Raw genomic sequence first — 20,918 nt, 5'->3', positions numbered from 1 at the left:
CCGCATATGCGTTCCGACCCCTCCCGCCAAGCGCGATGTGCTGGACCGTTTGCTTCAGGTGCAGCGGCGAAGGGCAAGGCGCATCGCAGCGCCAAGCTCCGCATCGCTCACCTGCGCTGAAATCCGCACGTTATCGGCCTCGGTCAGCTTGCCCAGATCCCACGCTTCAAGCTTGACATGGTTCTTCGGCGCTATGTCGATTTCGGCCTTATCCATGTCGAGCTCGACAGAACACAAGCGCATCTCGGCAAACATCTTGCGCTTGGTTTTATAACGACCATGCGCCATAATCCTTGCCACCCAATCGTGATAATATGCCGCGCGGCTACTACTTTTGAATTCTGGCGCAATCTCGACAAATGTCGGCCATGTCATCCCATCCGGTGCGGGGCTTTGAGCCACCACGCGACTGGCAGAGAGTGAATCGCGCAAGGCTGCGCCGAGCGCCGCATCGTCAGTCGCAACCTCAAGAATATGTTCGCGTCCCTTCGGATCGTGAAACATACCGCTGCGAAGGCCAGAACATGTCTTGATAAAATAGAAATCCTGATTTTGCATAATTCTGGCCCAACGCCGGAATTGTGTGATTTCGCGCATATTCAGTCCTTCACAACATAAATTTTCACGCTGACGCCGCTTGATGCACCAGAACGGGTGACGGTCCCATAAGGGGCCTTTGACGGCAATCAGAAAGCCATAACGGGGCAGGCAACAGGCAAGGACATCCGTGGCGCGTTCGTGGCCTGCATGGCTTGCGTCAGGCATCACTTGCGCTTAGTCAAAAAGCGTTCGCGCTTTCACATTCAGACTGTCGGTCTTTGAGAGAGGCACCCTCCCGTTCCGGACCGCATCCGGAAGGACTATAAAATGAAACGAAGATATATCGTCATAACGTGCCTTGGCCTCGCGGGTGGGAGTGCCGGTTTCCTGTTTTGGAGCGCCGTTGAAAACAACAAAATACGTACGATGACGCTCAGCTTCGGGGCCGATAGCACCTCACCGGCGGTGGTAACGCATTTTGCTATTGAAAGCCCCATAACGCCCGTCGAGCCGTTCATCGCACATGGTATGGCGGATATATCTATGCCGCGTTCGTCTAGCGCAAATGTGCTTGGCGTCCCGGTGGATGCCAAGCATGATGGGATCTGGCAGGTATCTGCACAATGGGTCGAATTGCCGACAAATATCACTTGGACGGCGACGGTCGATGTGCCCGTCAAGGACCTGACCATCGCCTATCATGCCTATGAACTGACAGTATTGTTCGGGCCGAATGGCGCGCTGACCATCGCATCGGATAAAATCGGTACGGAGCTTTCTGACCGTCTGGATGTGGCGTTTGTCTGCGCAACGATGGGAGCGCCGCCAGAACGTGTGTGGAAAGAGGCCGTGAACTACTTTCCTGCGTTGCCGGTATATATGAAATTTTCGCCGGAAGCATATCAAGCGGCGCGGCGCTCCCCGCGCTGCCCCGCACCCACAGGTCCGTCAGAGGAGGGGGAGTGATATCGATGCTGCCGCGGTAAGTGCCGCAGGGCCAGACCTGTCCGGCGAAGCGGGCAATCCCGTCCGGACCTGCCCCGAGATCACGCTGGAAATCGGGGGGGCGACGGCCCCCTGAACAACCGCTAAAATGTTCTGGCCATCAGGTCTTCCACCGCGATCAGGTCCCGTTCAACCCGCCTTTGGTGAAGGGCCGCCATCTCTTGCGCGTTGAACGAAAATGGCGGCCTCGCCAGTGGAAGATCGTCGCGCCTCGCGTCCTTGGCCCGCTGCACCCAAAGGCCATCCTGCTGCATATCCGGACGCGAAAATGCCGATCCGAAGACCAAGCCGCTGCGGGCCACATTCGCGCCATTGCTTAATTCACGCGGTCGTCCGATAGTCCCCCGACCCCAACCGGAGAGCCAGATGACAGATCTCAGCATCCCGCATATCTTACGGCAAGAAATCCGCGCCCGCCGTTTCCGCGCACCGACCACAGGCGTGGGTGGTGATGCGCTTCAGGCCAATCTGGTGATCCTGCCCGAGGCCGAAGCCAGCGCCTTCCTGCGCTTTGCCCAGGCCAATCCGCAGCCGATCCCGCTGCTGGCCGTCAGCGAACCCGGCGCTGTGGCCCTGCCTTCGCTGGGGCAGGATATCGACCTGCGCTATGACCTGCCGCGCTACCGTGTGTGGCACGACGGGGTGCTGACCGAGGAGCCCGAAGAGATCGCCGCGCTCTGGCGGCCCGATCTGGTGAGCTTTGCCATCGGCTGCTCGTTCAGCTTCGAGGCCGCGCTGGCCAAGGCGGGCCTGCCGCTGCGCCATCAGGAGGCGGGGCGCAATGTGCCGATGTATCGCACCACTCTGGCCACCCGCCCCTCGGGGGCGTTTCACGGGCCCGTGGTGGTGTCGATGCGCGCGATGCCCGCCGCTGCGGCCATCGAGGCTGTGCAGATCTGCGCCCGTATGCCGCTGGCGCATGGCGCGCCCGTGCATCTGGGCGATCCGGCCCAGATCGGCATCACAGACCTGATGCAGCCCGATTATGGCGATGCGCCGGTCATCGAACCGGGCGATATTCCCGTGTTCTGGGCCTGCGGTGTCACCCCGCAAGCGGCTATTCTGGCGGCCAGACCCGCCTTCGCCATCACCCATGCGCCGGGCTATATGCTGGTCACCGATATCGCCGCCGATCAGGCCGAGCGGCATCTGCGCGGTGTGCATGGCCTCTAGCTGACCGCCCCCCCGATGCAGACCCGTGTCCTGCGTCGCCGGACACGCCGCGCCGGAACGCCCGCCACGGGCTGAGGGGCGCGGCTTTCTGTCATGGGCTGCGGCCTGTATGGCGCGGCGTCGGGGCGGTTTTTGCGGTGCTGCGGGGGTGTCACCCGCCCGCATCGCTGAAAAAATAGATCAAAAATATATCATATTTCCCGCAGCTTATCCGGCAAGCCCGCCTTTGCGCCGTGGCAGTGGCGCAGGAAAGAGTTGACTGAAAACCGGATTCGCATAGGCTCGTCTGGAATCGTTTCCACATGTGAGGAACCCGGAAACGATCTGGAGGAGAAAATCATGAAACAGGCGCGGATGAACCGCCTCTTTGCCCCTTCGGGCAACTGCTTTGACGTGGCCATCGACCACGGGATGTTCAACGAAAAGGGCTTTCTCAACGGCATAGAGAATATGAAACAGGCCGTCGAGATCGTGGCAAAGGCCGCCCCCGATGCGATCCAGTTACCCCCCGGCACCGCGCCGATCCTGCAGGCCCGCCCCGGCAAGGAACGGCCCGCGCTGGTGCTGCGCACCGATATCGCCAATGTCTATGGCACCCCCCTGCCCCGCCTGCTGTTTTCCGAGGTGATCGACAAGCCGGTGGAGCAGGCGATCCGGCTGGATGCGGCCTGTGTGGTGGTCAATCTGTTGATGCTGCCCGACGAGCCCGAGGTCTATCGCGCCTGTATCGCCAATATCAACGCGCTCAAACATGTCTGCGATCAGGCCTCGATGCCGCTGATGGTCGAGCCGCTGGTGATGCAGGACAACACCAATGGCGGCTATATGGTCGATGGCGATATCGACAAGATCCTGCCTCTGGTGCGGCAGGCGGTGGAGCTGGGCGCCGATATCATCAAGGCCGATCCCTGCACCAATCCGGCCGAATATCACCGCGTGATCGAGATCGCGCAGGATATTCCGGTGCTGGTGCGCGGCGGCGGCAAGGTCTCGGATGAGGAAATCCTCAGCCGCACCAAGGTGTTGATGGAACAGGGCGCGCGCGGCATCGTCTATGGGCGCAATGTCATCCACCATGCCGATCCGGCGGCGATGACCCGTGCGCTGATGGCGGTCGTGCATGAAAACGCCACCGTGCCGCAGGCGCTGGCGCTGCTGGGGGCGGGGGCATGAGAACCATCCGTTTCGGCATTATCGGCTGCGGTCTGATGGGGCGCGAATTCGCCTCTGCCGCCGCCCGCTGGATGCATCTGACCAAGGCCAGCGCGCGGCCCGAGATCGTCGCGGTCTGCGACACGAACAGCGATCTGATGGGGTGGTATCGCGACAATATCCCGACCCTCTCGCAGATCACCACCGACTATACCGAGCTGCTGGCCAATCCCGATGTGGAGGCCGTCTATTGCGCGGTGCCGCATGTGCTGCATGCCGAGATCTATCCGGCCATTCTGGCGGCGGGCAAGCATCTGCTGGGCGAGAAACCCTTTGGCATGGATCAGGCGCAGAATGCCACGATCATGGCCGCGCTGAAGGCCCGCCCCGATCTGCTGGTGCGCTGCTCGTCCGAGATGCCCTTCTATCCGGGGGCGCAGAAGGTCATCGATTTCGTGCGCTCGGGCGCCTGCGGCCGGATCCTCGAGGTCGAGAGCGCCTTCCTGCACAGCTCCGACATCAACCCCGACAAGGTGATCAACTGGAAGCGCATGGTCGAGGTGAATGGCGAATATGGCTGTATGGGCGATCTGGGGATGCATGTGTGCCATGTGCCGCTGCGCCTTGGCTGGAAGCCCGCGCGGGTGCAGGCAAGCCTTGTCAAACGTGTGCCCGACCGCCCCGATGGCCGTGGCGGGCGCGTGCCCTGCCGCACATGGGACAATGCCACCATCACCGGCATGGTCGAGGATGCCGACGGGCAGGGCCGCTTTCCGCTGGTGCTCAAGACATGGCGCATCGCGCCGGGCGAGTCCAACACATGGTCGCTCAGGGTGCTGGGGATGGAGGGCTCGGCCTGTTTCTCCACCAAGAACCCGCGCCAGTGGCAGTTCATGCGTTATAGCGCGGGTGGCGGCCAGACATGGCAGGTCGAGGATCTGGGCTTCACGCCGCAATTCCCCACCATCACCGGCGGCATCTTCGAATTCGGCTTTACCGATGCGATCCAGCAGATGTGGGCGGCCTTTGTCGAGGAACTGGCCGGCGGCACGGCCTGCGGTTTCGGCTGTGCCACCCCCGAAGAGGCGGCAGACCATCACGCGCTGCTGACAGCGGCGCTTGCGGCGGGCCTGTCCGGTCAGGCGCAAGACGTGGACTACCCCTCATGAAGCGGTCGGAAATCAACACCGCATTGCGCAGCGCGGAGGCGATGCTGGCGCATCACCTCTGGGCGCTGCCCGACTGGGCGGGCTGGGATAGGGCCGATGTGCTGCGCCACCGCGACCACAGCCGCTGGCTGGCCGAGCGGCAGCTTGGCTGGGATGTGACCGATTTCGGCTCGGGGGAATTTGCCGCGCGCGGGCTGACGCTGTTTTGCGTGCGCAACGGGCTGGCGCATCTGTCCGGCGAGGAACGCCCCTATGCCGAAAAGCTGCTCTTTGTGGGGGTGGGGCAGGAAACGCCCTTCCATGCCCATAAGCACAAGCTCGAGGACATCATCGTGCGCGGCGGCGGCACGCTCTGCGTCGCGTTCACCCCCGAGGGCTATCTGGGCACCGGCGCGCCGCCGCAGCAGATCCGCATCGACGGCGCCGCCCATCCCGCCTTCGACCGCATCCACCGCCTGCGGGCGGGCCAGAGCATCACCATCCCGCGCGGATTACAGCACCGGTTCTGGGGCGAGGAGGCCCCCGTTTTCGTGGCCGAGGTCAGCCAGTGCAACGACGATCAGGGCGATAACTTCTTTCTCGGCGGTCAGGGGCGGTTTTCCGAGGTGGAGGAAGACGAGCCGCCCTATCGCCTGCTGTGGAACGAGGTGCCGCAATGACCGCCCCGACACGGCGCGGCATTGCCTGTATGGGCAACTGGATCCTCGATATCGTCCATGACATCGGCCATTGGCCGGAGAAATCCGATCTGGTCGGCATCTCGCGCCAGACCAGCGGGCTGGGGGGCGGTGCGGCCAATGTCTCGGCGGATCTGGCGGCCCTGGACGGGGGCTATCCCGTCTATCCGATCGGGCTGGTCGGGGACGACAGCTTCGGTGACGAGGTCCATGCGCGGATCGCGCGGACCGGCCTTCAGGCGCGGCATCTGCGGCATCTGCGGCGGGTGCGGGCGGGCGTGACGGCCCATACCCATGTGATGAACGTGCCCGGTGACAGCCGCACTTTCTTCTATCATGCGGGCGTCAACAGCGATCTGGCGCAGGACAGCGTGGATCTGGCCGCGCTGGCCGATGCGGGCTGCAAGCTGTTCTATCTGGGCTATCTCAACCTCTTGCCCGCGCTTGATAAAATCGGTGCAGACGGGCGCAGCGCCGCCTATCACCTGCTGCGCGGGGCACAGGCGGCGGGGATGATGACCTGCGTCGATCTGGTGTCCAGCGCCGCCCCCGGATACCGCGCGGTGGTGCAGGCCACGCTGCCTGCGATCGATGTGCTGTTTCTCAACGAGGTCGAAGCCGCCCGCGCCACCGGACAGCCGGTCGCAGGCCCCGCTGACCGCCACGGGCTGGAGGCCGCCGCACGGGCGCTGCTGGCACAGGGGGTGGGCCATGCGGTGATCGTGCACACCCCCGCGCTGGCGCTCTGGGTCGCGCGGCAGGGCACGACGGTCCATGAGGTGGCCCCCGTGCCGCCCGAGGCCATCCTCAGCCCCGTGGGGGCGGGCGATGCGTTTGCCGCCGCCGTGCTGCATGCGCTCCACGAAGAAAGACCGGCGCCGGAGGCTCTGGCGCTTGGATGCAAGGTGGCCGCCCTGTCGCTTGGAGGAGCGACGGCCACCGATGCGATCCCGTCTCTGGCAGAGCTGGGGGACACAGCCCGCAGCCCCTGCCAGAGCGGGCAGGCCCATATCGGTTAGGCCATAGCGGGGAGACCCGTATCGGGGAGGTCCGCATCCGCGTGGCCTTCTGAAACCGGACATAAAGGGAGGAGAAAACAATGGGTTATATTATCAACAGACGGAACGGCCTTGGCATGGCCACGGCCTTGGGCCTGCTGGGGCTGCTGGGTGGCCTGCTGGGCGGGCTGCCCGCGCAGGCACAGGACACACCGGCGCCGGACGCGCAGGGCAAGACGGTGATCGCCAGCATCGTCTTCATGGGCGACCAGTTCATGACCTCGATGCAATCGGGCATCCGCGATGTGGCCAAGGCGCATGGCGCGGAGGTGCTGGAGCTGAATATCGATGGCGATATCACCAAAGAGGCGCAGGCCATCGATACCTATATCTCGCGCGGGGTCGATGCGATCCTGATCGCGCCGGTCTCGGCCACCAATTCGGCGGCGGCCCTTGCGCGGGCCAAGGCGAAGGGCATCACCATTGTCGCGCTTAATGGCGGGCTGGCCGATCCGGATCTGGCCGATGCGACATTCGCCACCGAGGACCGCGAGCTGGGCACCCATACCGGCGAGGCCGCCGCCGCCTTCATCAAGGACAGGATGGGCGGCCGTGCCAAGATCGGCATTCTGGCCTTTTCCAGCCTGCTGCCCGAACAGTCGGCCGCCCGCGTCGGCGGCTTCCGCGACACGGTCACCAAGGGCACCCAGATCGACATCCTCGGCACGCAGGATGCGTGGATGCCCGAGAAAGCCGTGCAGGTGGCCACCGATATGCTGACCGCCCATCCCGATATCAACCTGCTCTTCGCCGCCAATGAGGGCGGCACCGTGGGCGCGATGCAGGCGGTGCGCAATGCGGGCCGGATGGGCAAGGTCTATGTCTTCGGCATCGACGGCTCGGAACAGCTGGCGCGGGGCCTGATGGCCAGTGACGATGTGCTACAGGCCACCACCGCGCAAAGCGGTCAGGCGATGGGGCGCGCCGGTGCCGAGGCCGCCTTCGCGCTGATGGAGGCAACGGGACAGGTGGCCAAAATGAACAAGGTGCCGGTGGTGCCGCTGCAACGCGGCCAGAAAGACGCCATCATGCGCTATGTGGCCACCCTGCGTTAAGCCGCCATCTGCCTGCCAACCGCCGCGCGGCGGTTGGCACGTTCCCCTCTGGCTGCAAGGAGAGAGAATGAGCCGCCTCGAATTCACCGATCTCACCAAACATTACGGGCCGATCAAGGCCCTCGAAGGGTTCACCCATAGCTTCGCCTCCGGTCAGGTCCATGCGCTGATCGGCAAGAACGGCTCGGGCAAGAGCACCCTGATCAAGATGCTCTCGGGGGCGATCCGGCCCAGCCGCGGGGGCCTTGCCCTTGACGGGGTGCCGATGGCCTTCGACACCCCCGCCGATGCGCTGGCCGCAGGTATTGTCACCGTGTATCAGGAACTGTCGCTGGTGCCGGGGCTGACCGTGGCCGAGAACCTGTTTCTCGGACGTCTGCCCAAGCGCGGGCTGCTGGTGGACTGGGCGCGCCTGTACCGCGAGGCGCAGGCGCTGCTGGCCGATATCGGCGCACAGGATATCGACCCGCGGGCCGAAGTCGCCAGCCTCTCTGTCGGGCGGCAGCAGATTGTCGAGATCGCCAAGGCGATGAGCCTGCATCCCAAGGTGCTGCTGCTGGACGAGCCGACCTCGGCGCTGGCGCAGGCCGAGGTGAACCAGCTTTTCGATCTGGTCAGACGGCTGGAGGCGCGGGGGGTGACCATCCTCTATATCTCGCACAGGCTGTCGGAACTGCCACGGATCGCCAGAACCGTGACCGCCATCCGCGACGGGCATTTCGTGGGCTCTGTCGCAATGGAAGAGGCCGACCCGCAGACCGTTCTGGACCTGATGTTCGGCGATCTGCCCCCGCTCGAACGCCCGCAGCGCAAGATCGACACCCGCGCACCGGCGCTTGAACTGCGCAACCTGCGGCTGGCGCCCTATCTCAAGGATGTCTCCTTCGATCTGCATCGCGGCGAGGTGCTGGGGATTGCGGGCATGCTCGGGGCCGGACGCACCGAGCTTTTGCATGCGCTGTTCGGCGCGCGCCCCTTTGACAGTGGCCAGCTAACGGTGAAGGGCAGGCCCTATCCCCGCCCCACCATCGCGCAGATGAAGGCGGCGGGCCTTGGCTATGCCTCCGAGGACCGCAAGGCCGCAGGGCTGGTGCAGGAGCTGTCAAGCCATGCCAATCTCTGCCTTGCCGCGCTGGACCGGATCGCCCCCAGCGGCTGGACGAGCCTGCGCCATGAAGACCCCCATGTCGCCAAGCAGATCAAGCGGTTACAGATCAAGATCGGCGATGCGATGCTGCCGGTCTCGGCCCTGTCGGGCGGCAACCAGCAGAAAATCGTGGTGGGCGGCTGGCTGAACAACGCGCCCGATATCCTGCTGTTTGACGAACCGGGGCGCGGCGTGGATGTGCAGGCCAAGCACCAGATCTACCAGATCATCTGGGAAATGGCCGAACAGGGCCTGTCCTGCATCGTCGTCTCCACCGAACTCGAGGATCTCACCGAATGCTGTGACCGGATCCTTGTGCTGCATGGCGGGCGGATCACCGAGGAATTCCACAACCACGGCCTCGACCCCAAGGCGCTTTACGCCGCCTGTATGCGCCCCGACCCCGAACAGCCCCCACAGCCCCACCCCAAACGCCTGGCCCCCGAACCGGAAGGAACCCCGCTATGAGCCTGCCCACCGCCTCGACCATCCCGCCCCTGACGCAGCGCCGGCTGGCCCTGACAGACCTGCTGCGCCGCCATTCCATGCTGGTGATCCTCGCGGTGCTCTACGCCATCGTGGCCAGCACCGCCAACGGCTTCATGACAGTCGATAACCAACTGAATATCCTGCGCAATATCGCCGTTCCCGGCATCATCGCCTGCGGCATGACGCTGGTGATCATCGTCGGCGAGATCGACCTTTCGGTGGGCTCGATGGTGGCGGTCTCGTCCTGCATCACCGCATGGGTGGTGCAGCGCGCCTCGGGCCATGCCTTCGAACCGCAGTGGTATTTCGTGGTGCTCGGGATCGTGGTGACGCTGGGCTTTGCCGCCGGTATCGGCTGGCTCAACGGTGCCCTGCGCCACCGGATCGGAGTGCCCACCTTCATCACCTCGCTGGCGATGATGGCCACGCTTGCGGGGCTGGCCAACCTGATCACCAACGGCTCGGCCATCGAGGCTTTCCCCTCGTGGTATTACATCATCGGCAGCGGGCGCCTGCTGGGGGTGCCGGTGCCGGTCTATCTGCTGCTGTTCACCTTCGTGCTGACCTTCGTGATTGCCAATTACACCACGCTGGGGCGGGCGATCTATTCGGTCGGCGGCAATATGGAGGCCGCGCGCCTGTCGGGCATCAATGTCTGGCGCACCAAGACGATCTGCATGATGCTGGTGGCGGTCTTTGCGGCGATTGGCGGCATCGTCTATTCCTCGCTGATCAATTCCGGCAATCCCACCATCGCGCGCGGCATGGAGCTCGAGGTGATCTCTGCGGTGATCATTGGCGGCGTCAGCCTGTTTGGCGGGCGCGGCTCGGTTTTCGGGGCGTTTATCGGCGTGCTGTTTCTGGGCGTGGTGATCAATGCGATGACGCTTTGGGGCTTCAACCCCTATGCCCAGCAGGTGGTGCGCGGGGCGCTGATCCTTGCCGCGGTCTTCGTCAATTTCACCATCGACCGCCGATGAGCCCCCCGCTTCCCCCTGCCCCGCTCCCCCCTTCCGCGCAACTGACTCCTGCGCGCGAGATCGGCCCCGTGCAGGAGCTGCGCTGGGACAGGGGCTATCTGGCGGTGCAGAGCCTCGGGGCGATGATCCGCGATCTGGCCCTGACCCTGCCCGATGGGCGCCTGCATCGCCCGCTGGCCCGCGCGCCGTGGCTGGACCGGCCCGATCACGGGCAAAGCGGGCTGATGGCGGGGCTGTCCGGCGAATGGCCCTGTGTGCCCTTCGGGGCCGCGGGCGAGCCGGTGGCCGCGCAATGGCAGGGCGCGGCAGGCATCTGGGAGGACCCGCTGCCACATGGCACGGCCGCCCATCTGCACTGGGATCTGGGGCTGGCCTCCACTCCGCCCACCCCGTCAGGCCCACCCACCCCGATGATCACGGCCGAGATCGCGCTACCCGCGCCCCATCCCGTCGCCCGCCTGCGCCGCACCCTGCGGCCACGGGGCTGCGGCCTCGAGATCGGGCTCGAGATCCTGCCACGGCGCGACGGCGATCTGCCCATCGGGCTGCATCCGGTTCTGGCGCTGCCCGAGCGCAGGGGCGCGGCCCGGATCGAGATCGACGGGCTGAGCCATGTCTGGACCCATCCCGCCGATCCGGCGGCCGACCCCTCGCCCGTCCGCCCCGCCCGACGGGCGGCGGGGCTGGCCGCGCTGCCGCTGCGGGACGGGCATCGGGGCGATGGGCTGGATCTGTCGCGCCTGCCGCTTGCAGGGGCCAGCGAGACGCGGCTTCTGGCGGTGGCAAAGGGCGGGGCGGTGCGGCTGCACGACCATCACGCGGGCCTGTGCACCGAGCTGCGCTATGACGCGGCGCTGTTTCCCGCGCTGATGATCTGGGTCTCCAATCGTGGCCGCGCCCATGCGCCGTGGAACGGGCAGCATCTGGCGCTGGGGCTGGAACCGGTGCGGGCCTGTTTCGATCTGGGCGTCGCGGCCTCCCGTGCCGCCACGCCGCTGCGTCAGGAGGGGGTGGCCACAACCTATCCCTTCCGCGCCGGCCACTGGCTTGCCACCCGTTACCACATCGGCATACGCGCCCTTTAGGGGCCTGCCATATGCCCCCCGTCGCGGGGCGAAGGAAACAGGACAGGGTCAGCCAGAGCGCAACGGGGCGGTGGAATGCCGCTCGATCAGGGTCACATCCAGCGTGATCTCTTCGGCCCCGCCATGATCGACGGCCTTGATCCGCGCCAGAAGATTGTCCACGCTCTGGCGCGCGATCTCGTCCACCGGCTGGCGGATCGTGGTCAGGTCCGGCCAGACGCAGCGCGCCATCGGATTGTCGTCAAAGCCCGTCACCGACAGATCCTCGGGCAGCTCCAGACCCAGCCGCTTGGCCGCCCGCATCGCCGCCACCGCCGCGATATCGCTGGTGGCAAGGATCGCGCTGGGGCGGGCCGCCTGTGACAGAAGACCGAAGGCCAGCGCCTCGCAGGAGCGCACGTTATGCGTCTCGCCCAGCACCAGCGCGGGGGGCGCGAGCCCCTCGGCCTCGAAGGCCTCGATCATGCCCTGCGCCCGCAGCCGGATCGGCTCGGAATGCGACGGGGCCCCCAGAATGACCACCTCCCGATGGCCGAGCGCAAGCAGATGCCGCGCCGCCAGCCCGCCGCCCATCTTGTGGTCCGACCCGATGGTCAGCACCGGCGCGCCCTGCGCATGACGGTCGATGGCCACAATGGGAATGCCGGTATCGGCCAGCGCCTGCAACCCTTCCGGCCCCGCCCCGATCGCCGCCACCAGCAGCCCGTCCACCTGTTTGGCGGCAAAGGTGTCCACATAGGCTTTCTCGCGGGCGGGGTCTTCGGCGGTGGAACAGATCAGCGCCTGATAGCCCTGCTGGAACAGGCATTGCTCGATACGATGGGCCAGACGGGCGAAGAACTCGACCTCGAGCGAGGGCAGCATCACCCCGATCAGGTTGGACCGCCCGCTGCGCAGGGTCCGCGCCCCCGCATTGGGCTGGTAATTGAGCGCCCGCGCGGCCTGCTCGACCCGCGCGCGCACCTCCTGCGAGACATAGCCGCTGTGATTGAGCGCCCGCGAGACCGTGGACACCGAGGTGCCTGCCTGTCTGGCGATATCCTTGATGCTGACCATATGCCCCCGCTTCCGGACCTCTGCCTGTGCCACCGCTTCCCCGCACGGCCCGATCCCGTGGCAGGCCGCAAGCGGCGCGCCGCGTGGCGGAAGGCAGGGCCATAGCAAAGCCATAGCAAGACCCTCGGGCCTGTTGCCAATTCTCCCGCTTTTCGGGCGCAGGCGCAAGGCAGAACGGCGGGGCCAAAACGGCAGGGGGCCAAACCGCGAAAGCGCGGCATAGAGGCAGGCGGCATAGCAACAGGCGGGGGCCCGACATCGGAGCTATGCCCGAGCGCAAAGCCGCCCTATACAGGTCCGCCCCGCTGCATCGGCCCATCACGTTCGGACCTGTCCCCGATCCCCCTGTCCCTGCCAGATCCTTCCCCCGATGACCCCGGCCCCGATACTCCCTGCCTTGTCCCCCGCAGCCCCGCCGCAGGCGGCGTGGTTTCGGCCAGAGCCGTGCCCAGATGGCGCGCGATGATCTCTTCGGCCAGCACCTCCAGCGAGCAGCGCCGGTTCATCGCGGTCTTCTGCAGATGGCGGTGGGTCTGCTCCGGCGGCAGGCCCTCGATGCGGGTCAGCAGGATCTTGGCCAGTTGCACCACCGACAGCGACAGATGCCGCCGCTCGACCTCGGCGATGCGCTGCGCATGGGCCTGCCGCCGTTGCCGGATGTCGCGCGCGATCAGCAGATTGGTCAACAATCCGAAGGGCTTGACCGGACGCTCGATCACCGCAGCCGCACGCAGCCCCAGCACGATCTGCAAGGTGGCGGGGTCTTCGTATCCGGCCAGCGCGATGATCGGCGGATGGCGGTCATCGACATGTTCGGCCAGCGCCAGCAGCTCGGCGCGGATATCGGTATCGACCGTGGTGATCACCACATCCAGCGGCAGCGCCTGCGGAATGGGCCAGCTCAGCTGCGGCAGGCAGCCGATGCGGATCAGGTGGCTCACAAGCTCCTGCGCCTCTTCCTCCGGAGGCAGGAAAACCAGCACTTTCATCCCCTTGAGGTCGCTGATCTTCGGCATGTTGCGGGCTTTAGACATGCTCCGGATAGGCCCCTCCGAAATGGTGCTGCACCATGAAGGGCTCGGGCTTGACCCTGCGCGCGGCCTCCCCGATCACCTCGAACACGCCCTGCGCGGAGGCCTGCGCGATGCGGGGCCACAGATAGCTGTGATGGGTGTCCATATCCAGCTTGACCGGCCCCTGCGGCGCGTCAAACCGCACCGTGCCGAGCGCCTCCAGCAAGGGCGACAGCCCCGCCTGCCCTGCCCGTCCGGCAAACCCCGCCTGCGCCGCGGCAAGGGCGAACATCCAGACCTGCGAATAGGCCGCCTCCGCCCCTGCGGTGATCGGGGCCTGCGCCCCGAAGCGCGCGCGATAGGCAGCCACAAAGCGCAGGCTGGCATCGCTGCGCAGCGACGAGAAATAGGGCGCCGCCGCCAGACAGCCCTCGGCCAGCTCGGCGCCCATCTGCGCCAGATCGGCCTCGTTGGTGGCCACGCTGGCAATCGGCACGCCCCGCGCGCGCAGGGGGCTGCGCGCGAAGGCCTCGTGCAGCTTGACCGTATCGCGCCCGACAAGGGTCGAGTAGATCACATCGGGGGCCAGTGCCTCGGCCTGTGCCATCACCTGTTGCAGCGCCTCGGCAGAGACCTCGAACGGCAGGTAGATCTCGGCGCAGACCGTGCCCTGCGCCTGTTCGAAAAGATCGCGCATGATGCGGTTGGATTCATGGGCGAACACGTAGTTATTGCCCACGAAAAACACCCGTTTGCCATAGCGGGTCAGGATATGCGCGGCCAGTTGCACCGAATTCTGGTTCGGGGCGGCACCGGTATACAGGCAGTTGCGCGAGAATTCGAACCCCTCGTAGAGCGTGGGATAGAACAGCAAGGCCCCCCGCCCCTCGACCACCGGCAGCGTGGCCTTGCGCGAGTTCGACATATGGGTGCCGAAAAACACCTGCACATCGGCCTCGGCGCAAAGCCGTTCGGCGGCGCGGCGGTAATCGGCGGCACCGGCCCCGATATCGGGCAGATGCGGCACCAGCGGGCGGCCATTCACGCCGCCCTGCGCATTGACCTCCTCGATCGCCAGACAGGTCGCGCGGATCTGGGTTTTCTCGACTTCGGCGGTCAGGCTATGGGGCGAGAACAGCAGCCCCACCGGCAGCCCGTCCGGTCTATGCGCCATCGCCGCCATCACAGAACCGTCCAGTCCTGCGCCGCCTCGAAGGCCGCCCCCGCCTGATAGAGCCGCGCCTCCGAATGGTCCGGCCCGACCAGCATCATCCCCACCGGCAGCCCCGCACTGCGGCCACAGGGCAGGCTGAGCGCGGGCAGCCCCGTCGCGTTGAACGGCGCGGTATTGGCATTCATCTCCAGCGCACGGGTCACGAAGGTTTCCGGGTCGCAGTCCGGACCGGGCAGCACCGGCGCCTTGAGCGGAACAGTGGGCATCAGCAGAAGATCGACCTCCTGAAAGGCGGCAAGATAGGCGGCTTTCAACCGTCGTACCAGATTTTGGGCTTTGGCATAGTAATACCCGTCATATTTGCCACCAAAATGATGCGCTGCAAGCAGAACCGACTTCATATCCGGCGGAAAAAGCGCCGCATGGTCGCGCCAGTCGCGTTGTGCGCGCATCAGGCTGGTCACATACAACCCCTTCCAGTTCGAGCCGTAATTCAGCCCCTCCAGCAGCCGCACGGTGCCTTCGGTGGCAATCGGGGTCCAGATCGCATGCCCCTGACGGTGCAGCGGCACGCTGATCTCGTGCAGATCGGCCCCCAGACGGGCGAAGACCTGCGCGGCCGCGCGGATTTTCGCATCGACATCGGCCTCGGAATTGGCCCAGCCGAACGCCTCGCGCAGCAGCCCGATCCGCAGCCCGCCACAGCCCGCCGCAAGGCCCGCGCCATAGCGGCCCGCCCGCACCGGCTGCGCGCCCTGACGCGGGTCCAGCCCGTCGGGGCCTGCCAGCACGTCCAGCACACGCGCATTGGTGGCGATATCGGCGGTCATGATGCCCGCATGGTCCAGCGTCTGCTCGACCGGCATGATGCCGGTATAGGGCACCAGACCCCAAGTCGGTTTCATCCCGACAAACCCCGCATAGGCGGCAGGGATACGCACCGAGCCGCCCTGATCGGTGCCGATACCGATCTCGACCTCGCCACTGGCCACCAGCGCCGAGCAGCCCGAAGACGACCCCCCCGCCGAGCGCGTCTCGTCATGGGGGTTGCGCACCGGCCCCTGATCGCTGGTATGGCTGCTGCCCGAGACGCAGAAGAATTCGCATTGCGCCTTGCCCTCGATGCGCGCGCCCGCCTCCAGCAGGCGGGTGACCACGGTGGCGTCGATCTCGGGCAGATAGCCGCGCAGCGGGCCTGCGCCATTCATCATCGGCACGCCCGCAAGGCAGATATTGTCCTTCAGCGCCACCCGCAGCCCCTGCAGCGGGCCTTCGGGTGCGCCCGCCACCGTGCTGCGGATGGCCCAGGCGTTATAGGGGTTGTCCTCGGGGGCGGGGCGCTGCCCCGGCAGGCGCGGGAAACGGGGCGCGGGCGGGGTGTCGGTCAGCGCATCGACCATCGCGTAGTCGGCGGCGACCCCCTCCAGCAGGCGGTGATAGGCGGGCAGCTCCGCCTCGGGGATGGCCAGTTGATAGGCGTCCGAGGCGGCCCGAACCGCCGCAAGATCCGGTTTGCGGATAGTCATGATATTACCCTTCAATTCCGATAAAGGTTTTCGCCTGCTCGATCGAGCCAGCGGCGGCGGGCTCGATCCCCCCCTCGATCCGGCCCTTGTTCACCGTCAGCACGCGGTCGCAGATCTGCCACAGGAAATCGATATCCTGCTCGACCAGCAGGATCGCCAGCCCGCGCTCGCGGCGCAAATGGTGCAGCACGTCCAGAATCTCGTCGCAGATCGAGGGCTGGATGCCCTCGGTCGGCTCGTCCAGCAAGATCACATCGGGCGCCCCGCACAGACAGCGCGCCAGCGCCAGAAGCTGTTGCTCGCCGCCCGACAGCATGCCCGCCTGCCGCTCGAACAGCCGTTCGAGCCGCGGAAACAGCGCCCGCGTCTCGGCCAGAGCCGCGCGCGTCCGGCCGAAATCCTTCACACAGCCCATGCGCAGGTTTTCCTCGACGCTCAGCTGCAAAAACAGCTGCTTGCCCTGCGGCACATAGCCGATCCCGCAGCGGGCGCGGGCTTGCGGCGGCAGGCGGTCCAGCGGCTGGCCGGATTTTTGCACCTGCCCCGACCATGCCGGAAGCCCGCCCATGATGGCGCGCAACAGCGTGGTCTTGCCCATGCCATTACGCCCCAGAAGGCCGAGACATTCCCCCTGCCCCAGCGAGAGCGTCACCCCGTTCAGCACCGGCACCCGCGCATAGCCCGATTTCAGATCGCGTATCTCAAGCATCCGCCTGCTCCTTCCGTCCCAGATAGGCGGCCCGCACCTGCGGATCGCGGGCCACCTGCGCAAAACTGCCCTGCGCAATGATCCGGCCCCGTTCGAACACCGTCACCTCCGCCCCGAGCAGGCGGATGAACTCCATGTCATGCTCGACCACGATTACCGCGCTTTCGCGGGTGATCTGCCGGATCAGCGCCACCGTCCTGAGGCTTTCGTCATGGGTCATCCCCGCCGCAGGCTCGTCCAGCAGCGCCAGCTTGGGCCGCGAGGCAAGGATCTGCCCCAGCTCGACCCATTGGCGCTGGCCATGCGCCAGCTCGGCACAGGGCGTCTCGCGCAGCTCATGCAGGCCGATCCGGTGCAGCACCGCCTCGACCTCGGCGGCCAGCTCCGCCCCGCGCAGCCTGCGGCTGGCGGCCAGTTCGATATTGGCGCGCAGGCTCAGCCCCTCGAAAAGGCTGGGCACCTGCGTCTTCACCCCGATGCCGCGCCGCGCGATCTCGAAGGGCCTGAGCCCCTGCAACGGCTGCCCGTCAAAGCGGATCGTGCCACGGCTGGGCGCATATTGCCCGCTCAGCAGCCGGAAGAAGGTGGTCTTGCCCGCCCCGTTGGGGCCGATCAGGCAGCGCAGCTCGCGCGGGCGCAGGTCGAAATCGACCGCCCCCACCGCATCGACCCCGCCAAAGCTGATCCCCAGCCCGCGGGCCTGCAACAGCGTGTCATGCGTCATGGCCGGACCCTCCCTCATGTCTTGCACTCCTTTGCGGCCCCGCCGCAGCCAATGGCCCGCCTTGCGCCCGCGCCGCCCGAAGAGGACGCACCCATTTGCCAAGGCTCGGCAGCAGACCCGCCGGCACCAGCAGCACAAAGGCGCTCAGCACCACGCCCAGCACCAGATTGACCTGCACCACCTGCTGCGTGCCAAGCTGGGTGGTGGCCCATTGCAGCGCGATACAGCCAAGGATCGGCCCGACCAGCGTGCCGCGCCCGCCCACGATCACCCAGATGATGATCTGCGCCGATTGCAGCAGGGCAAAAACCGTGGGGCTGACAAACGCGCCCCAATTCGCAAACAGCCCGCCCGCAAGCCCCGCCACCGCGCCACCAATGGCAAAGGTGCTCAGCTTGCTCAGCGCGACGTTATAGCCCAGCAGCTCGGCGCGGTGTTCGTTTTCGCGCACCGCCAGCGCCAGCTTGCCCGCAGGGCTGCGCAGATACAGCCCCAGCGCCGCCAGAACCGCCACCAGCAGCCCCGCCGTCAGCCGGAACAGCGCCGCAGGCGACAGCGGCGTGCCATCGGGCCATGCCAGCGTCGGAATGCCGGTAATGCCGTTGAACCCGCCCAGACGCGCCTGCCCGATATGGTAGTGCGGCCCCGAGGTGGAGTTCATCAGGTTGAACAGGATCAGGGTCACCGCCAATGTGATCACACCGACATAGATATCGCTGATCCGCCCGTAGAACATGAAATACCCCAGCAGCGCGGCCCCCAAGGCGGGCAGCGCGACCGCGGCAAGGCAGGCCACCACTCCCGGCCCGAAATTGAGCGCGGCAACCGCATAGGCATAGGCCCCCAGCCCGAAAAAGGCCGATTGCCCCAGACACATGATCCCGCCCTTGCCCCAGATGAAGGCCAGACTGAGGGCAAGGATCGCCATCACCAGATAGACCGTCGCCTCGTAGACGGTGTAAAGCTGCATCTGCGCGGGCAGCGCCATCGCCAGCCCGAACACCGCCACAAGCGCCAGTACCGGATATTGCTGTTTCGTCATCAGATGGACCTCTTGAAGAAGCGGCCGGTAATGCCCTTGGGCAGAAAGCGGATCAGCACCATCGCCGCCACCAGAAGCGCGACCTGCCCGATGACCGGCGTGTAGAGATAGGTAAAGACCTGCGAGACCACCCCATAAAGCACCGAGGCGCTGAGATTGCCCGCGATCACGGCCCCGCCGCCGCTGATGACGGTGATGAAGGCCTTGGCGATATAGCTGGCACCGATGGTCGGGATCACCCCTGTGATCGGCGCAAGCGCCGCCCCGCCCAGCCCCGCCAGCGCCGCGCCCAGACCGAAAGTGCTGGCATAGATCCGGCGCGGATTGCCCCCGAGCGCGGCCACCATATCGGCATTCTGGGTTGTGGCCCGCGCCAGAAGACCGAAGGTCGTGCGCTTGAACAGCGCGTAAAGCAGCGCGACCACCAGCCCCGCCAGCACGATCAGATACAGCACATAGCCGCTGGCCGAATAGGCCCCGATCTGCAGGCTGGGCAGCGGCGTGGACAGGCCCTGCGTGGTATTGCCCACCAGCATCGTCATCGCCCCGACCAGCGCCAGACTGATGCCCCATGTGGCCAGCATGGTGTCGATCATGCGCCCGTAGAGATGGCGCACCACCAGCCATTCCAGCCCCATACCGACCGCGCCCACCACAAGCGGGGCCACGACCAGCGAGCTGACCCAGAAATTCAGCCCCGCCCAGTTGGTGCCATAGATCGCCACATAGCCGCCGAGCATCAGAAACTCGCCATGCGCCATGTTGATCACTTTCATCATCCCGAAGACGACCGCCAGTCCGATGCTGATCAGCACCAGAATGGCGATCGACCCGAGAAATTCGATTGCGAGAACCGCCACGAAATCCATCTTGTCTTTTCCTTATGGCTCGGAGGGGCTTAGAATTTGACCACATATTGCTGTGTGTCGCCGGGATGTTCGCGCAGGTTGCACGAGACCGCCGTATCAACCGGTGCCTGCTGGGCGAAGGTCTGCACGGGGATCAGCCCGCCATTCTCGACGCGGGCGATATGCACATCCATGATCGTGTGATGGGTCTGGGGATCAATCGTCACCTGCCCGCTCGGAGCGGCCAGCGACAGCCCCGTCTCGAGCGCCTCGATCACCGGCATACGCTCGGCACTGCCCGCCTTCTCGACCGCGGCAGCCCAAAGCAGGAAGCCCTGATAGGCCCCCATGCCCAGCTCGGTGATATAGGGATAGTCCGCGCCATACATCTTGTGGAACGCCTCGACAAAGCGCGCATTCTCCGGCGTGGCCAGCTCTTGCAGGTAGTTCTGGCAGACCATGAAGCCGTTGCATTCCTCGGGCGTCAGCACCACATGTTCGTTGCCACCGGCAAAGGTGGTCGAGGAAAGCGGGATCTTGCCATGCATCCCCGCCGCCTGCCATTGCCGGTAGAACGAGATATGCGCCCCGCCCACCAGCGCCGACCAGACATAATCGGGTCTGGCGCTCTGGATCTTCGAGATCGAGGTCTTGAAATCGGTCACATCAAGGGGGAAGAATTCGACCTCCAGCACCTCGCCGCCGCCCTGCTGGGTATATTTGCGCACCCAATCCGCGACGATCTGGCCGTAATTGTAATCCGCCGCCACGATATAGACCTTCTTGCCGAAATTGCGCAGCGAATACTCCACCAGCTTGTCGACCGTCTGGCCCGGGGTCACGCCGGTGGCGAACATGTTGCGGTCGCAGACCCCGCCCTCATACTGGTTGGCATAGAAATACAGCCTGTTGAACTGGCGCAGGATCGGGCGCACCACCTCGCGCGAGGAGGAGGTGATACCGGCAAAGACCACATCGGGCGCATCGGCCAGCGCCGCCTGACGGGCGAATTGCGAATAAAGCTGCATGTTGGATTGCGGATCATAGACCTTCAGATCGATCTCGCGCCCCAGAAGGCCGCCCTTCTCGTTCTGCTGCGCGACCGCGAATTTCAGCGTATCGACGATCGGCTGGCCATAGACCTCCAGCCCGCCCGACAGATCGTACAGGGCGGAAATGGTGATCGGGCGGGTTTTGGCCAGAAGCGGGCTTGCCAGCGTAGACAGGCCAGCGGCACCGAACGCGCCAAGCACATGGCGACGGGTCATAGTCATGGAACTTCTCCACTGTTGGGAT

The 20,918-nt window shown here is 65.7% G+C and carries 20 protein-coding genes; 10 read left to right on the top strand and 10 right to left on the bottom strand.

From position 1 onward, the window contains the following. Positions 1 to 54 precede the first annotated feature (54 nt). Entirely contained in the window at positions 55 to 765 is a 711-nt protein-coding gene (locus tag WDB86_RS19035; protein WP_341485556.1) for a contact-dependent growth inhibition system immunity protein, read from the bottom strand. Positions 766 to 867: 102 nt separating this feature from the next. On the opposite strand from WDB86_RS19035, the gene WDB86_RS19030 reads away from it, so the two are divergent. The 10 genes from WDB86_RS19030 (at position 868) to WDB86_RS18985 (ending at position 11,530) form a co-directional block, all read left to right on the top strand. Beyond that, complete coding sequence (locus tag WDB86_RS19030; protein ID WP_341485555.1) at positions 868 to 1,506, top strand: hypothetical protein; 639 nt, start codon at positions 868 to 870, stop codon at positions 1,504 to 1,506. Positions 1,507 to 1,911: 405 nt separating this feature from the next. Then, positions 1,912 to 2,718: a putative hydro-lyase gene (locus WDB86_RS19025; RefSeq protein ID WP_341485554.1), complete on the top strand. Its 807-nt coding sequence runs from the start codon at positions 1,912 to 1,914 to the stop codon at positions 2,716 to 2,718. Between the two features lie 339 nt (positions 2,719 to 3,057). Continuing rightward, positions 3,058 to 3,891: an aldolase gene (locus tag WDB86_RS19020; RefSeq protein WP_341485553.1), complete on the top strand. Its 834-nt coding sequence runs from the start codon at positions 3,058 to 3,060 to the stop codon at positions 3,889 to 3,891. Continuing rightward, the gene (locus WDB86_RS19015; RefSeq protein ID WP_330628297.1) at positions 3,888 to 5,039 is read left to right on the top strand and encodes a Gfo/Idh/MocA family oxidoreductase; all 1,152 of its coding nucleotides are present in this window, start codon (positions 3,888 to 3,890) and stop codon (positions 5,037 to 5,039) included. The genes WDB86_RS19020 and WDB86_RS19015 overlap by 4 nt, the downstream gene beginning before the upstream one ends. Beyond that, complete coding sequence (locus WDB86_RS19010; protein ID WP_341485552.1) at positions 5,036 to 5,698, top strand: D-lyxose/D-mannose family sugar isomerase; 663 nt, start codon at positions 5,036 to 5,038, stop codon at positions 5,696 to 5,698. Before WDB86_RS19015 ends, WDB86_RS19010 begins: the two co-directional genes overlap by 4 nt. Then, a complete protein-coding gene (locus tag WDB86_RS19005; protein WP_341485551.1) occupies positions 5,695 to 6,735 on the top strand; it encodes a carbohydrate kinase family protein in 1,041 nt (346 codons plus the stop codon). The genes WDB86_RS19010 and WDB86_RS19005 overlap by 4 nt, the downstream gene beginning before the upstream one ends. Before the next feature lie 80 nt (positions 6,736 to 6,815). After that, positions 6,816 to 7,829 (top strand): substrate-binding domain-containing protein, encoded by a 1,014-nt coding sequence (locus tag WDB86_RS19000; protein ID WP_341485550.1) that lies wholly within the window; start codon positions 6,816 to 6,818, stop codon positions 7,827 to 7,829. A gap of 67 nt (positions 7,830 to 7,896) precedes the next feature. Further along, positions 7,897 to 9,444, top strand: a complete 1,548-nt coding sequence (locus tag WDB86_RS18995; RefSeq protein ID WP_330628301.1) for a sugar ABC transporter ATP-binding protein — start codon at positions 7,897 to 7,899, stop codon at positions 9,442 to 9,444. Further along, on the top strand, positions 9,441 to 10,445 hold the full coding sequence (locus WDB86_RS18990; protein ID WP_339110100.1) for an ABC transporter permease: 1,005 nt from the start codon (positions 9,441 to 9,443) through the stop codon (positions 10,443 to 10,445). The genes WDB86_RS18995 and WDB86_RS18990 overlap by 4 nt, the downstream gene beginning before the upstream one ends. Beyond that, the gene (locus WDB86_RS18985; RefSeq protein ID WP_339110101.1) at positions 10,442 to 11,530 is read left to right on the top strand and encodes a hypothetical protein; all 1,089 of its coding nucleotides are present in this window, start codon (positions 10,442 to 10,444) and stop codon (positions 11,528 to 11,530) included. The genes WDB86_RS18990 and WDB86_RS18985 overlap by 4 nt, the downstream gene beginning before the upstream one ends. A 48-nt stretch (positions 11,531 to 11,578) precedes the next feature. On the opposite strand, the gene WDB86_RS18980 is transcribed toward WDB86_RS18985, so the two are convergent. The 9 genes from WDB86_RS18980 to WDB86_RS18940 form a co-directional block, all read right to left on the bottom strand. After that, positions 11,579 to 12,700 carry a LacI family DNA-binding transcriptional regulator gene (locus WDB86_RS18980; RefSeq protein WP_406737114.1) on the bottom strand — a complete coding sequence of 374 codons (1,122 nt, stop codon included), beginning with the start codon at positions 12,698 to 12,700 and terminating at the stop codon, positions 11,579 to 11,581. 173 nt (positions 12,701 to 12,873) lie between these two features. Beyond that, positions 12,874 to 13,602, bottom strand: a complete 729-nt coding sequence (locus WDB86_RS18975) for an ANTAR domain-containing response regulator (protein ID WP_406737113.1) — start codon at positions 13,600 to 13,602, stop codon at positions 12,874 to 12,876. Positions 13,603 to 13,612: 10 nt separating this feature from the next. Further along, on the bottom strand, positions 13,613 to 14,773 hold the full coding sequence (locus WDB86_RS18970; protein ID WP_406737112.1) for a transporter substrate-binding domain-containing protein: 1,161 nt from the start codon (positions 14,771 to 14,773) through the stop codon (positions 13,613 to 13,615). Positions 14,774 to 14,781: 8 nt separating this feature from the next. Beyond that, positions 14,782 to 16,299: an amidase gene (locus WDB86_RS18965; protein ID WP_341485547.1), complete on the bottom strand. Its 1,518-nt coding sequence runs from the start codon at positions 16,297 to 16,299 to the stop codon at positions 14,782 to 14,784. A 4-nt stretch (positions 16,300 to 16,303) separates the two neighbouring features. Beyond that, positions 16,304 to 17,008: an ABC transporter ATP-binding protein gene (locus WDB86_RS18960; RefSeq protein WP_341485546.1), complete on the bottom strand. Its 705-nt coding sequence runs from the start codon at positions 17,006 to 17,008 to the stop codon at positions 16,304 to 16,306. After that, positions 17,001 to 17,750 carry an ATP-binding cassette domain-containing protein gene (locus tag WDB86_RS18955; RefSeq protein ID WP_339110106.1) on the bottom strand — a complete coding sequence of 250 codons (750 nt, stop codon included), beginning with the start codon at positions 17,748 to 17,750 and terminating at the stop codon, positions 17,001 to 17,003. The genes WDB86_RS18960 and WDB86_RS18955 overlap by 8 nt, the downstream gene beginning before the upstream one ends. Then, positions 17,722 to 18,774, bottom strand: a complete 1,053-nt coding sequence (locus WDB86_RS18950; protein ID WP_330628223.1) for an ABC transporter permease subunit — start codon at positions 18,772 to 18,774, stop codon at positions 17,722 to 17,724. The genes WDB86_RS18955 and WDB86_RS18950 overlap by 29 nt, the downstream gene beginning before the upstream one ends. Continuing rightward, positions 18,774 to 19,643 (bottom strand): ABC transporter permease subunit, encoded by an 870-nt coding sequence (locus WDB86_RS18945; RefSeq protein WP_341485545.1) that lies wholly within the window; start codon positions 19,641 to 19,643, stop codon positions 18,774 to 18,776. Before WDB86_RS18945 ends, WDB86_RS18950 begins: the two co-directional genes overlap by 1 nt. 29 nt (positions 19,644 to 19,672) lie before the next feature. Further along, on the bottom strand, positions 19,673 to 20,896 hold the full coding sequence (locus WDB86_RS18940) for a transporter substrate-binding protein (protein ID WP_339110107.1): 1,224 nt from the start codon (positions 20,894 to 20,896) through the stop codon (positions 19,673 to 19,675). Positions 20,897 to 20,918: the final 22 nt, after the last annotated feature.

It is taken from the genome of Thioclava sp. GXIMD4215, assembly GCF_045291555.1.
Classification (GTDB): domain Bacteria; phylum Pseudomonadota; class Alphaproteobacteria; order Rhodobacterales; family Rhodobacteraceae; genus Thioclava; species Thioclava litoralis.
The sequence above is the reverse complement of the archived record's forward strand: the minus strand, read 5'-3'. Positions and strand labels throughout refer to the sequence as shown.

Coding starts and splice junctions, on each gene's coding strand:
- WDB86_RS19035 (WP_341485556.1), bottom strand. CDS start 765: ATGCCTGACGCAAGCCATGCAGGCCACGAACGCGCCACGGATGTCCTT.
- WDB86_RS19030 (WP_341485555.1), top strand. CDS start 868: ATGAAACGAAGATATATCGTCATAACGTGCCTTGGCCTCGCGGGTGGG.
- WDB86_RS19025 (WP_341485554.1), top strand. CDS start 1,912: ATGACAGATCTCAGCATCCCGCATATCTTACGGCAAGAAATCCGCGCC.
- WDB86_RS19020 (WP_341485553.1), top strand. CDS start 3,058: ATGAAACAGGCGCGGATGAACCGCCTCTTTGCCCCTTCGGGCAACTGC.
- WDB86_RS19015 (WP_330628297.1), top strand. CDS start 3,888: ATGAGAACCATCCGTTTCGGCATTATCGGCTGCGGTCTGATGGGGCGC.
- WDB86_RS19010 (WP_341485552.1), top strand. CDS start 5,036: ATGAAGCGGTCGGAAATCAACACCGCATTGCGCAGCGCGGAGGCGATG.
- WDB86_RS19005 (WP_341485551.1), top strand. CDS start 5,695: ATGACCGCCCCGACACGGCGCGGCATTGCCTGTATGGGCAACTGGATC.
- WDB86_RS19000 (WP_341485550.1), top strand. CDS start 6,816: ATGGGTTATATTATCAACAGACGGAACGGCCTTGGCATGGCCACGGCC.
- WDB86_RS18995 (WP_330628301.1), top strand. CDS start 7,897: ATGAGCCGCCTCGAATTCACCGATCTCACCAAACATTACGGGCCGATC.
- WDB86_RS18990 (WP_339110100.1), top strand. CDS start 9,441: ATGAGCCTGCCCACCGCCTCGACCATCCCGCCCCTGACGCAGCGCCGG.
- WDB86_RS18985 (WP_339110101.1), top strand. CDS start 10,442: ATGAGCCCCCCGCTTCCCCCTGCCCCGCTCCCCCCTTCCGCGCAACTG.
- WDB86_RS18980 (WP_406737114.1), bottom strand. CDS start 12,700: ATGGCTTTGCTATGGCCCTGCCTTCCGCCACGCGGCGCGCCGCTTGCG.
- WDB86_RS18975 (WP_406737113.1), bottom strand. CDS start 13,602: ATGCCGAAGATCAGCGACCTCAAGGGGATGAAAGTGCTGGTTTTCCTG.
- WDB86_RS18970 (WP_406737112.1), bottom strand. CDS start 14,773: ATGGCGCATAGACCGGACGGGCTGCCGGTGGGGCTGCTGTTCTCGCCC.
- WDB86_RS18965 (WP_341485547.1), bottom strand. CDS start 16,299: ATGACTATCCGCAAACCGGATCTTGCGGCGGTTCGGGCCGCCTCGGAC.
- WDB86_RS18960 (WP_341485546.1), bottom strand. CDS start 17,008: ATGCTTGAGATACGCGATCTGAAATCGGGCTATGCGCGGGTGCCGGTG.
- WDB86_RS18955 (WP_339110106.1), bottom strand. CDS start 17,750: ATGAGGGAGGGTCCGGCCATGACGCATGACACGCTGTTGCAGGCCCGC.
- WDB86_RS18950 (WP_330628223.1), bottom strand. CDS start 18,774: ATGACGAAACAGCAATATCCGGTACTGGCGCTTGTGGCGGTGTTCGGG.
- WDB86_RS18945 (WP_341485545.1), bottom strand. CDS start 19,643: ATGGATTTCGTGGCGGTTCTCGCAATCGAATTTCTCGGGTCGATCGCC.
- WDB86_RS18940 (WP_339110107.1), bottom strand. CDS start 20,896: ATGACTATGACCCGTCGCCATGTGCTTGGCGCGTTCGGTGCCGCTGGC.